Here is a 12,373-nt window from a genome sequence, read left to right on the forward strand (position 1 = left end):
ATGAAGAAACTTATTATATGCTTATTCTCGCTGGTGTTTATGGCATCGTGCGTAGATGATCTGGAAGAATATAATATTGACCAGAAACGAGCAACAAGTGTTCCGGCTGTTACCCTGTTTACGGGTGCAACCAAAAACTTGGCGGATGTATTGACAACTCCTAACGTTAACACGAACAACTATCGTTTTTACGTACAGCATTGGACATCTACTCAGTATCTGGATGAGCCAAGGTATAACATGACGTCACGTCTGATCCCTCAGAACATGTGGACGACCTTATACCGTGATGTGCTGAACGATCTAAAGGAGGCTAAAAGGGTTATAAACGAGGACGAAACTCTTGCTGCAGGCGTTAAGCAAAATCAGCTAGCTCAAATCGAGATCATGGAAGTTTATACATGGTCAGTGCTGGTGAACACTTTTGGTGATGTTCCTTACACTGAAGCGCTTGATCCGCAGAATGCGCTACCTGTTTACGACGATGCACAGACTGTTTACAATGATATTCTGAATCGTCTCGATGCTGCTGTAGAGCAGCTTGATCCTGCGGTTGCTGGCTTTGGTAAAGGTGGTGATATCCTTTATGGCGGTAACATGACAAACTGGCTTAAGTTTGGTAACTCTCTTAAGTTAAAGCTTGGTATGGTGGTGGCTGATGTTGACAATGCAAAGGCTAAAGCGTTAGCAGAGTCTGCAACAGCAGAAGGTTCAGGTGGTGTAATATCTAGCAATGCTGAAAACGCAGCATTTGAATACCTGTCTGCTCCTCCAAACAACAACCCGATTTCTTCTAACGTGAAAGGTCCTCTTTCAACTCGTGAAGATTATGTTGCTGCCAACACGTTGGTTGACGCCATGAACGAGCGTAATGACCCAAGAAGAGAGTTTTACTTCACATTTTTGGATATAAAAGATGATCCAAAAACATCAGCAAATGAAGCGTTTACGGGTTATAGAGGTGGCAGATATGGTTTCCCTAACAGCTTTGCTACTAACTCAACTGTAAGTGCAAAGGTTGCTGATCCAACATTCGAAGCATTGTTGCTGGATTACGCTGAAGTGGAGTTCCTTCTTGCTGAGGCAGTAGAAAGAGGTTACAATGTAGGTGGTACTGCTATGGAGCACTACAATGCAGGTGTTACTGCTTCTATCACTTACTGGGGTGGCACTGCGGCTCAGGCTACAGCATACCTGTTGCAGCCAAGCGTAAACTACCTGACTGCTCCTGGCGACTGGAGACAGAAAATCGGTACGCAGGCGTGGATCGCGCTTTATAACCGTGGATACGATGCATGGGTAACTTGGAGAAGATTAGATGCTCCAACACTTCTTCCTCCGGTAGAAGGTCTAGTTGTTCCTACAAGAATGATCTATCCTATCAATGAGCAAACGCTTAACCCAGCAAACAATGCGGCAGCGGGATCATCGATTGGTGGTGACGACAGCAGCACGAAACTGTGGTGGGATGTTCGATAGAATAAGAATAGTTTGATTAATTAATTTTAAATTTTAAGAATACTAGGTAGTAGTCTTCTTCATTGGCAAAGGTCTCCGGGTTCCGGAGACCTTTTCTTTTTTTAGAGATTAAATAAAACTGGCAATGTCGAAATCTTATTATTGAGAAGGAGGAGTGTTAACGGATATATTAATTCCGACTTAGTGCAACCAGCAACTTTCTGCAAAAGCTTTTGTGGTTATTGGTAATTGAATGTCTAAACTTCGTATATTTAAAAAAAATATTATTACAATATTTAGCTCCATATGCCCCGGAAATCAGTTGCCTTGTTTCTTTTACTGTTGGCCTTTACCATTGATGTATGGGGGCAATCTGCAGCTCAAAAACAGTACAAATTATCAGGTACGGTAAGGGGAACATGGGGCGAAAGACTTGAGGGAGCTTTTCTAGTGGTCACACCTAGCGACAAGGGAGTGGTTACTGACAAGCAGGGGCGCTTTTCCTTACTGTTAGAGAAAGGTACTTACACAGTTTCCTGTCAGTACATCGGGATGGCACCACTCCGGGAAACAGTTACCATAGAGGGAGATAAAGAAATTGAGCTAACGCTTACGCTGTCCAATTTTAAATTAAAAGAGGTAGAAATCACAAGCAGGCCTGTTTCTGATATCAATGCCACGCATATGGGTAGTTCCTTTATCGATCAGAAAATGCTGACCCGCATGCCCAAACTATTAGGGGAGGCCGATGTGTTGCGGAGCGTTTCAGCATTGCCGGGGGTCGTGAATGCAGGCGAAGGTACATCGGGTTTTTTTGTACGAGGTGGCAGCGCTGACCAGAACTTAGTGCTGATGGATGATGCCCCATTGTTTAACGCCAATCACCTGTTCGGTTTTTATTCTGTTTATAATCCGGATATCCTTAAAAGCTATGAGTTGCATCGAAGCGGGATATCCGCTAGGTATGGCGGAAGAATATCTTCTATCTTAGATGTGAGCCTGCGGGATGGGAATGAGGAAAAAATGAGGTATGAGATCGGCGTGTCCCCTATTTCAGGCAAGTTTAGCATGGATGGGCCCATTTCTGATAAATTCACTTTCCTGCTGGCCTTTAGAGGCGCTTTCCCGGGCTACATAATGAAGCTCTTCCCTAATAGTAATATCAAGAACAGCTCCGGTAGTTTCTATGATGGCAACCTGAAGTTCAAGTACAAGCTGGACTCGAAAAACACCATCAGTTTCTCTGGCTACCACAGTGCGGACGGCTTCAAGTTTCCCAACGATACTACCTATCAGTGGAAGAATACGCTGGGCACGCTCAAGTGGAGTCATCTCTTCAACAACAACTTTACAGGTATAGCCACATTGGTTAAAAGCCATTATGCAAACAAAGTAGAAGGCATTTCTACGGGAGAAGAGTTTGAGCTCAATTCTGAAATAGACCTGACACAGCTGAAACTTGACTTCGGATATTTCGGACTCGAAAACCACCAGCTTGACTTTGGGGGAGATGCCTCTTTATATGTTATTCAACCCGGTGAGTTAGTGCCGTACGGCAGTTCGAGCCTCAACCGGCGCCGACTGGAGTATGATAAAGGGTATGAAACTTCCGCCTACGTAAATGATGAAATTACACTTACTGACAAGCTCTCTGCGTCTGTAGGGCTGCGCTTTTCGCAGTTTGCGAAACTAGGCCCTTCAGACATGTATGTGTACGCAGAAGGAGTGCCTAGGAGTGATGTGAATATTGTGGATACGCTTTCCTATAGTGCAGGGAGTGTGGTGCAAACGTATTCAGGGCTTGAGCCGCGCGCATCAATCAAATATTCTTTAACGAACAATTCATCTTTGAAAGCGGGCTACAGTAGAACTAGGCAATACATTCAGCTCATCTCAAATACGGCTGCAATTACTCCGGTAGATGTCTGGAAGCTGTCAAACAACTACATAAAGCCCCAAGTAGCGGACCAAGTGGCTTTAGGGTATTTCTATACGCAGGAAGAGGGTTGGTATGACTTCAGCTGGGAGGTGTATTACAAAAAATTATATAACCAAGTAGATTATAAAGACGGAGCAACGCTACTGCTTAACCCCACACTCGAATCCGATCTGTTATTCGGAGATGGAAATGCCTACGGCTCTGAATGGATGCTAAAGAAGAATCAGGGGCGACTTACAGGGTGGGTTAGCTTAACTTACTCTAGGTCTTTCAGAACGATAGCAGGTAAAACCGAAGCAGAAACCATTAATGGGGGGAAAGCTTATCCATCCAATTACGACAAACCCATCAACCTAAACATCTTTGCCGATTACCATCTTTGGCCTAAATGGAAAGTGACTGCAAACTTTACTTATACAACCGGGAGGCCTGTTACCGCAGCGGATTCCTGGTACTGGTACCAAGGACAGATCTTCGCCAATTATTCCGGGCGTAATCAGGAACGGATGCCCGACTATCATCGCTTGGATGTGTCTTTGAACCGTGAAATCATCAAAAGAGGTAAGGCTGAGTATAGTGGCAGCTTCTCCATTTATAATTTGTATGCTAGGAAGAATGCCTATTCTATGCTGTATCAGCACTATTATGGAGAAGCGCCCGGAGCCTATAAACTGGCTGTCATTGGTGCTCCCATACCTTCAATAAATTTTAATGTTAAATTTTAACTGGTATGTTAAGACGATTACTGCCATTTATCCTCCTGCTTCTCATGGGATGTATCGACCCGGTTGATACGGACCTAGAGACCCAGAAAAAGCATTTGGTTGTGGAAGGGTATTTTACAAACGAAGCCAAACTAAACTATGTGCGGCTAAGTTATTCTCAACCCCACTCCTCGCCTTACAATGAGTTTGAGGCAAAGGCGGTCGTAACCGTATGGAGCAACGAGGGGGAATGGTACTTGTTTTCCTATGATAAAGAAGGCTACTACTATCCTTCCGCTGGTAGCGAGGCTGTAGGGGTTCCGGGACATACGTATATGCTTAACGTCGCTGTAGGTAACCAGCTATACCAATCGGAACCAGTCATCATGAAAGAACCGATAGCAATAGACTCTATTCAGTTTGAGATTGGCGAGCAGACATTTGCCTTTCCTGGGGAGCGTGAAAAACAGTTACTACCTGGGTACAATGTGCTTGTTGACTACAACGATCCGGCAGGAGAGAAGAACTTCTTACGTTGGTCTTTCACGACACAGTACGAAGTCAGGACACAACCCCAAGATTACATTCATCCCTTCACCGGTATGCCCGCTCCCAAAAATTGCTGCATGCAATGCTTTCTTGAAGAAAAGCTAGAGCAGCTCAAAGTGATAGATGACCGCTTGACGAATGGCAAGAAGGTGCTTCATCAAAATGTGCTCTTCATGCCTTTTGAGAAATATTTGGGAGTCAAGAACAAGCTGACGGTTTATCAGCACTCGATTACCGAAGATTCTTACAATTTTTTCCGGATTCTGGAGCAGCAGAAGATAGCCACAGGTACTGTGTTCGATCCTCCCCCTGCTGAGGTAAAAGGAAACATGTTCAATGTAAATAACGAAAATGAGCAGGTGATAGGCTTTTTTGACGTCTCTGGGGTAAGCTCGAAAAAAGTAACCATCCTGCGTAATGCTATTGATTATCCTTTTGCACCGTTCCGCTTCCCCGATGATTGCCAAGTGATGAGAAACGCAACCAAAACAATACCTGAAGACTGGTAGATGTTGACGCCAAACCCCAAGGAAGAGCTCTTTTAAAAACTCTCCTTCCTGAGAGGCGCTTTCAGGTAAATCACTTATAAACCAAAAAGACAGCCGGTTGCTTGTGTATGTCTGGCAGTTTGCCCTTCCATTCGGCGATGGTTTTGGTTTGGATGAACTCGTGCTCCGGGGAGGTGATGTTAGCGGCAATGCAAAGGCGGGTGCCACCGCTCAGGGTCTGCAGTAAATCTTCTAGCAGTTTGTTGTTCCGATAGGGCGTCTCCATGAAAATCTGGGTCTGGTCGTGCTGCAGCATTTCTTTCTCCAGGTTCCGGAGCGCCTGCAAACGAGGCCCCTTTTCGATGGGGAGGTAACCATGAAAGGCGAAGCGCTGTCCATTGAACCCACTAGCCATCAGGCTGAGGAAGATGGCGGAAGGACCGGCAAAAGGCACCACCCGTATACCTTTCTGATGCGCGTACTTAGCCACCTCCGCACCCGGATCAGCTATACCTGGGCAGCCTGCCTCTGAGATAATTCCTGCGTCTATACCTTGCTCCAGCAGTGGCTTAAGCGAGGCCTGTACCTGAGCCGGCGTAGCATCCTTATCAACCTGCACAAACTGGAGCTGCTCAATCACCAGTTCCGGGCAAATGCTCTTGACGTAGCGACGAGCCGTTCGCAGGTTCTCCACAATGAAATAAGTCAGCCTCCGCACCGTATCCTTCACCTGCGGCGATATCACTTGGTCAGCTGTGTCGTCTGCGAGTATGGTCGGTATGAGGTATAGCGTACTAGTCTTTTTCATGGCGTATCCAAAAACCGTGTTACGAGATCGTATACCTCATCCGGCGCTTCGGCGTGTACCCAGTGGCCGGCGTTCGGGATGGTCTCCACTTCTACTAATGTAAATAGATGCTCAATGCTACCATATACATCTTCCGGTAGAATGTATCGTGAGCGCCCGCCTTTGATAAAAAGAGTGTTCTTCTTGAAAGGCGTATCCGATGTGATAGGGGCCGCGATTTTTTCGTAGTTCTTTTCTATGGCGTTGAGGTTCATGCGCCAACCGAAGCTGTTGTCCTCTTTTCGGTAGAGGTTTTTCATCAGGAACAGACGCACCTCCTCCTGCGAAATGGTTTTGGCCAATTGCTTGTCTACATCGCCCCGGCTGGTTACATTGCTCAGGTCCACTGACTGCAGGGCGTCAATAATCTCATCGTGATGCGGTGGATAAGCCTTTGGCGCGATGTCCACCACAATCAGTTTAGTGAGGCGGGTCGGGTACTTCAGCGCATAGTTCATGGCTACCTTTCCGCCCATGGAGTGGCCCATGATGGCGGGAGTTGGTATCTGGAGGTCATCTACGAGTCGTAGCACGTCTTCAGCCATGGCGTCGTAGTCGTGCTGCTCGCTATGCGGAGAGCGGCCGTGGTTGCGCAAGTCCACCATAAACACATTGTAATGCTCAGCTAGTCGCTTAGCCAGTGTTGCCCAGTTATCCAATGTGCCAAACAGTCCGTGCAAAATCAGCAGCGGCTGCCCATGGCCCATTTCCTTGTAGTGTAGTTTCATTTCTTTCAGTTAACAGTGATCAGTTATCAGTAAACAGTCTAAGCTTACGGAAGTACGTTGTAATTGGTCGCTATACTACCTTTATCAATTTTTTCTCACTTTTGCGCTCTTTCAGCACACCAAGCGGCTGCAGTTTCAAACCGTAATTCTCAAACACCTGCAGGACTTCTTCTCTGCCAGCCGGATCTACGGCGACTAACAGGCCGCCGCTGGTTTGCGGGTCACAGAGCAAGTGTTTCTGGTCGGGGGTGAGCTCGGCTATTTTGTGGCCGTAGCTGTCGAAGTTGCGGTGCGTACCGCCGGGTATGGCCTTTTGAGCCATATACTCGAGCGCTTCCGGCAGCACCGGTACTTTATCAAGGTATACCTCAGCCATCAGGTTGCTGCCTTCGCACATTTCCGAAAGGTGGCCCAACAAGCCAAACCCCGTTACGTCGGTCATGGCTTTTACTTGTGGCAGTTGACCAAGGTCTGCGCCTATTTTGTTGAGCTGCATCATTTGCTGCGGTGCTAGGTGCGCATGCTCAGGCTTTAGGATGGCCTTCTTCTGTGCCGTAGTGAGTATGCCTACACCGAGCGGTTTGGTTAGGTATAGCTCGCAGCCGGCGGTGGCGGTATCGTTGCGTTTCAGGTTCTTGATGTCGAGCATACCTGTTACGGCCAGTCCGAAGATCGGCTCGGGACTGTCGATACTGTGACCGCCTGCCAATGGTATACCTGCCTCGTGACAGATGCTGCGGCTACCCTCGATCACCCGCTTGGCTACCTCGGGGGCTAGCTTGTCTATAGGCCAGCCCAGCACGGCGATGGCCATGGTAGGTATGCCGCCCATGGCGTAGACATCCGAAATGGCGTTAGCGGAGGCGATGCGGCCGAAATCGTAGGCATCATCCACGATCGGCATAAAGAAATCGGTGGTACTGATGACGGCGCGGCCATTGCCGATGTCGTACACAGCGGCATCGTCGCGGGAGCTGTTGCCTACCAACAGCTTATCATTCTCTGGGTAGTGGATATCAGTGTGCAGGATCGTATCGAGCACTTTGGGGGAAATCTTGCAACCGCAGCCAGCGCCATGGCTGTACTGGGTCAGTTTTATATCTTGATGAGTTGTCTCTTCCATGGTATCAGATCAGCTGGTGCTGTTTTGCAAATTCAATCACGCGGCGGGCGTTTTCTTCCGGGTTTATACCTTCAAGCGGGAGCCGCAGCACCTGCTGCTTTTTAGCCAGTTCATAGGTATAGGCCTTGTCGTAGTAAGAGAGGGCAATGTCGACCATCTTTTCCATGTCGCCGGTATGGATGGCTTCGATCGCCTCCTTGGTGTCTAGCCCGCCCAATCGTTTCTTTATTCTGAGAATGGCAGCTTCCAGTATGGCTGGATCGGTGAGGCAGTATTCAGCTGCCAATTTTTGTATGCGCAGTACCTTTGGCACTTCGAGTACGATGGTAGGCGAAGCTTGCATCTGGTCGAAGAGCGGCTTGGGTAACTGGACCCGGCCGATGCTGATGCTTTCGTCTTCCAACCAAACTGGCTGTTGGCTATCGAGTTTGAGCATTTCCATACCCAGCAGGTTTTCGAAGTGCTCGGTGCTGGGCTGCGGTGCCATATCTATGCCTCCGAAAGAAGAGCCTTTGTGACTGGCTATACCTTCTAAGTCGATTATCTGCTGACCCTGCTGCTGCAGGTGAGGGAGTAGATCGGTTTTGCCACTGCCTGTAAAGCCACTCAGCACAACCAAAGGTCTGGATTTCTCGATCTGCTCGTGCATGAAGTGTCGGTAGGCTTTGTAGCCTCCCTGCAGCAGATGCACTTTAAAGCCTGAGAAGTCGAGCAGCCACGCCATGGAGCCGCTACGCATGCCCCCGCGCCAGCAGTGCACAAGCAGCTCTTTCTGCGGCGCCAGCTTTTCCGCTTCACGCACAAAACTTGACATCTTCGGTCCGAACAAGTCCAGCCCGATCAGTACGGCCGGGTCGTGCCCTTGCTGCTTGTAAGCAGTGCCTACGTTGGCTCGCTCCTCATCCGAAAAGATGGGAAAGCTGTGCGCCTGAGGGATATGACCGATGCCATACTCCTTAGGGGCACGCACATCGAGCACGGGCAATTGCGCCGCTTTCTCCAGAAACTCCTGTATGGTTATGCTGTTGACCACCGTTATTTAAGTTGACGCAGGTATAGCTGGATCGTGTTTTCCAGTCCGTAATACAGCGCATCGCAAATAAGGGCATGACCAATGCTCACTTCCAACAAGCCCGGCAGGGTGTCTTTTAGATACTTAAGGTTGTCGAGGTCTAAGTCGTGCCCGGCGTTGAGGCCGATGCCGAATTCCTGTGCTTTTTGTGCCGCGACAAGGTATGACCTAATGGCATCCTCGGGGTTGGTAGGATATCCTTTCGCATAGGCCTCCGTGTATAATTCCACCCGATCAGTGCCTATCAAAGAGGCGCCCTCCATCATACGTACATCCGGATCCACAAAAATAGAGGTGCGTATACCTAGCTCTTTCAGTTCCCCGATCACGTCGGTCAGGAAGTCTTTGTGCTGCAGCGTATCCCAGCCGGCGTTAGACGTGATGGCATCCGGTGCATCGGGCACGAGCGTAGCCTGTGCCGGTCGTACTTCTTTCACCATTTTTAGAAAGTCAGGGGTGGGGTTGCCTTCAATATTGAACTCGGTCGTTACCACTTCTTTAAGGTCATACACATCGCGGTAGCGAATGTGACGCTCATCCGGACGTGGATGTACCGTGATGCCCTCAGCCCCGAAACGCTCGCAGTCTTTTGCCGTCTGTACCACGTTGGGTCTGTCGCCGCCGCGGGCATTCCGAAGCGTGGCTATTTTGTTTATATTTACACTCAGTTTGGTCATGGGTATGCTTGTTATGGCCCTCGGGCTTGTGATACTTATCCCTACGGAAAGACTAAATTAATGTAATTTTGCTTAACATGATAACCTATGGCCTTTGCCGTAGTAGTGTATACTATAGAGGCAGGGCGCAAGCCACGGGCCGGTAACCTTTAATCAAAATAAAACCATGAGTTTAAAACAACGCATAGAAGGCGACATCAAGCAGGCCATGCTTGCCAAAGACAAACCCCGCCTGCAGGCACTCCGCAGTATTAAATCGCTTATTTTGCTGGCTGAAACCGAGAAAGGCGGAACCGACGGCTTAAGTGAGGACACTGAGATGAAGCTGCTAACGAGAGCTGCCAAGCAGCGCCGCGAATCGGCTGAGGTATACGCCCAGCAGCAGCGTACTGACTTGGAGCAAATCGAGCTGGCCGAACTGGCTGTGATAGAAGAATACCTGCCCAAGCAGCTGGACGAAGGCGATCTGCGTGTGCGCTTGCTTGAGATCATTCAGCGTGTGGGTGCCTCGGGTCCATCTGACCTCGGCAAGGTAATGGGCGTGGCTTCCAGAGAACTGGCCGGTCAGGCCGATGGGCGTGCAATCTCCAAGGCGGTGGGCGATCTGCTGAACAATACCGATTTTTAGTATTTGCACTTTTTGCAGCCCGACGGGCTATGAGGAGTGCAGCTTTTAAACTATATTTGAAGGCAGGAGCGACAGGTGTTCGCTTCTGCCTTAATTTTTTTCAGATTGAGTACGTTTGATATTTTTCTGGCTGTGCCTATCCTCTTTGGCGCATTTATGGGTTTCCGCAAAGGTCTTTTGCTGGAGCTGATCTCTCTCTTCGCCCTCGTGTTGGGCATCCTGCTCGGGCTCAAGCTGCTCGACTCCGGCCTGCCCATTATGAAAGAATACATCGGCGATGCCGGTGGTCTACTGCCTTTCGTTACCTTTCTGGTCATCTTCGTTGCCATTATACTTGGCGTGCGGGTATTAGGACTGCTTCTCAAAAAAGTAATTGACTTTACACCCTTCGGTTTGTTCGACAACATATTGGGTGGTATGCTGGGCGCTCTTAAATGGACGCTGGCCCTAAGCCTTCTGCTCTATGTGTCGGAGATGGCGGGTATCTCGATCACACCCGAAACCGCAGCCAGTTCTACAGTATATCCTTTTGTAGTCAAAACAACCCCTTACGCGCTCAGTGTTATGAGCTATGTGCTACCCTTTGTCAAATCCCTGTTGCTCTCCCTTAAAGAACATTTTTAGATTTTCAGATTTGGAAATTTGGAGATGTGAAAATGGGGCTGTGTGCTATTGATAGGTTAGGGTGTATTACAATTATAGAAAATGACCAGATCTCTACTTGAGCGAATACAGGATTGGTACAGAAATAACTGTGACGGAGATTGGGAGCATGGCTTCGGAATCAAAATCACCTCAGTAGATAATCCTGGCTGGTCGGTTGCGATAGAACTTCAGGATACGCCTCTTGAAAATGCCGAGTACAAGAAGCAGTATGACAATGGAGACGAAGACTGGTTGTTTATCGGTGTAAAGGACGGGAAGTTTACTGGTGCTGGTGACCCAGACAAGCTTAACGAAATCTTTAGGATTTTCTTAGATGAAGTCCTGCCTTATCAAGCAGATGCAAGCTATACTTATTCAATTTATGTTCCTGTGCCTAACACTAGAATACCTGTTTGGAAAGAAGTAACGGCAAGAGCAGTTAATGAAAGTGTATTTGAAATCATCCAGATAGATGATACGACACTCCAGAAATTGAAAGTGCTGGATATTGATGATTATCAAAACATAGATCTGAAGTCACTCGACAAATTGGAGTATAAAGAAGGCGACAAAGTAAAGTGCAAGCTGCAGACCTTCTTTGAAGGGTTAGGCCCAGTTGTGACAGAAAAAGTAGAATAACAAACCCTAACCCTGCACATAAGCCAAGCATCGGCTAGGCTTCGCTCGCTTTATGTACTAACCGATGTAAGCTGAGTTCGGATTGAGTTTGTCTTGAGCAGAGATTCACAAAGAATTTTTTCTGATTCATCACCAAGTATTGAGAAAGAGCTAAGCAGTTTCCAAAAAGGAAAAACTAAAAGTCGGTCCAAAGCTTAGATTTTAAGTTAAGTTTAAATTTTACGACTCTTATTAATTTCACATCTATACATCTCCAAATTTTCAAATCTCCAAATCTGAAAAATGCTTCTGCTGCTCGATAACTTCGATTCCTTTACTTACAACTTGGTGGATTATTTTGGTCAGTTGGGAGAGGAGGTGCATGTGGTGCGCAACGATGTGGCACTGGAGGAGATCAAGGCGCTGCCTGTTACAGGTATAATTTTGTCGCCAGGACCCGGAGAGCCAGAGAAGGCGGGCGTAATGATGGAGGTGATCCGGCATTACCATGAAAAGGTGCCGATGCTGGGCATCTGCCTCGGGCATCAAGCTTTGGGCGAGTTCTTCGGGGCCACTTTGGCGAAAGGTATAAAGCCCATGCACGGCAAGATATCTGAGATTGTCTGTGAGCCGGATCCGCTGTTCGCTGGCTTACCTCAAAAAATGCCGGTGGTGCGCTACCATTCGCTGGTTTTGAAGCAATGGCCTGACTGCATCGTGCCGCTTGCGTATACAGCCGAAAGAGAGCTAATGGCTTTTCGGCACAGAACGCTGCCGCTGCATGCGCTGCAGTTCCATCCGGAGGCCGCGCTCACTACTTATGGGCTGGACATGCTGCGAAATTGGCTTAGTATTGCTAATATTGCAGGTCGGAAGCAACCGATTTGAGTAACATCT

Annotated in this window: 12 protein-coding genes; 7 read left to right on the top strand and 5 right to left on the bottom strand. The window is 48.1% G+C overall.

Annotated elements, in window-relative coordinates; all coding sequences use genetic code 11:
* The 3 genes from Q1A04_RS18225 (at nt 1) to Q1A04_RS18235 (ending at nt 5,159) form a co-directional block, all read left to right on the top strand.
* The gene (locus Q1A04_RS18225) at nt 1-1,479 is read left to right on the top strand and encodes a SusD/RagB family nutrient-binding outer membrane lipoprotein (protein ID WP_299708982.1); all 1,479 of its coding nucleotides are present in this window, start codon (nt 1-3) and stop codon (nt 1,477-1,479) included.
* Nucleotides 1,480-1,764: 285 nt separating this feature from the next.
* Nucleotides 1,765-4,122 (top strand): TonB-dependent receptor, encoded by a 2,358-nt coding sequence (locus Q1A04_RS18230; RefSeq protein ID WP_299708985.1) that lies wholly within the window; start codon nt 1,765-1,767, stop codon nt 4,120-4,122.
* 5 nt (nt 4,123-4,127) lie between these two features.
* On the top strand, nt 4,128-5,159 hold the full coding sequence (locus Q1A04_RS18235) for a DUF4249 domain-containing protein (RefSeq protein ID WP_299708988.1): 1,032 nt from the start codon (nt 4,128-4,130) through the stop codon (nt 5,157-5,159).
* A 70-nt stretch (nt 5,160-5,229) separates the two neighbouring features.
* On the opposite strand, the gene Q1A04_RS18240 is transcribed toward Q1A04_RS18235, so the two are convergent.
* The 5 genes from Q1A04_RS18240 to Q1A04_RS18260 form a co-directional block, all read right to left on the bottom strand.
* A complete protein-coding gene (locus Q1A04_RS18240) occupies nt 5,230-5,946 on the bottom strand; it encodes an SAM-dependent methyltransferase (RefSeq protein WP_299708991.1) in 717 nt (238 codons plus the stop codon).
* Nucleotides 5,943-6,713, bottom strand: a complete 771-nt coding sequence (locus Q1A04_RS18245; protein ID WP_299708994.1) for an alpha/beta fold hydrolase — start codon at nt 6,711-6,713, stop codon at nt 5,943-5,945. The genes Q1A04_RS18240 and Q1A04_RS18245 overlap by 4 nt, the downstream gene beginning before the upstream one ends.
* Before the next feature lie 70 nt (nt 6,714-6,783).
* A complete protein-coding gene (gene selD / locus Q1A04_RS18250) occupies nt 6,784-7,836 on the bottom strand; it encodes a selenide, water dikinase SelD (RefSeq protein ID WP_299708997.1) in 1,053 nt (350 codons plus the stop codon).
* Nucleotides 7,837-7,840: 4 nt separating this feature from the next.
* Nucleotides 7,841-8,869 carry a tRNA 2-selenouridine(34) synthase MnmH gene (gene mnmH, locus Q1A04_RS18255; protein WP_299709000.1) on the bottom strand — a complete coding sequence of 343 codons (1,029 nt, stop codon included), beginning with the start codon at nt 8,867-8,869 and terminating at the stop codon, nt 7,841-7,843.
* Nucleotides 8,870-8,871: 2 nt separating this feature from the next.
* Nucleotides 8,872-9,585 (bottom strand): pyridoxine 5'-phosphate synthase, encoded by a 714-nt coding sequence (locus tag Q1A04_RS18260; protein ID WP_299709003.1) that lies wholly within the window; start codon nt 9,583-9,585, stop codon nt 8,872-8,874.
* A 166-nt stretch (nt 9,586-9,751) separates the two neighbouring features.
* Between Q1A04_RS18260 and Q1A04_RS18265 the strand changes: the two genes are divergently transcribed.
* The 4 genes from Q1A04_RS18265 to Q1A04_RS18280 all read left to right on the top strand — a co-directional run bounded on the left by Q1A04_RS18265 (nt 9,752) and on the right by Q1A04_RS18280 (nt 12,364).
* Nucleotides 9,752-10,213, top strand: a complete 462-nt coding sequence (locus Q1A04_RS18265; protein ID WP_299709005.1) for a GatB/YqeY domain-containing protein — start codon at nt 9,752-9,754, stop codon at nt 10,211-10,213.
* 105 nt (nt 10,214-10,318) lie between these two features.
* Entirely contained in the window at nt 10,319-10,837 is a 519-nt protein-coding gene (locus Q1A04_RS18270; protein WP_299709008.1) for a CvpA family protein, read from the top strand.
* An 81-nt stretch (nt 10,838-10,918) separates the two neighbouring features.
* Entirely contained in the window at nt 10,919-11,497 is a 579-nt protein-coding gene (locus Q1A04_RS18275) for an immunity 53 family protein (protein ID WP_299709010.1), read from the top strand.
* A gap of 282 nt (nt 11,498-11,779) precedes the next feature.
* Nucleotides 11,780-12,364, top strand: a complete 585-nt coding sequence (locus tag Q1A04_RS18280) for an aminodeoxychorismate/anthranilate synthase component II (RefSeq protein ID WP_299709013.1) — start codon at nt 11,780-11,782, stop codon at nt 12,362-12,364.
* Nucleotides 12,365-12,373: the final 9 nt, after the last annotated feature.

Source organism: uncultured Pontibacter sp., from assembly GCF_947499215.1.
Lineage (GTDB): Bacteria > Bacteroidota > Bacteroidia > Cytophagales > Hymenobacteraceae > Pontibacter.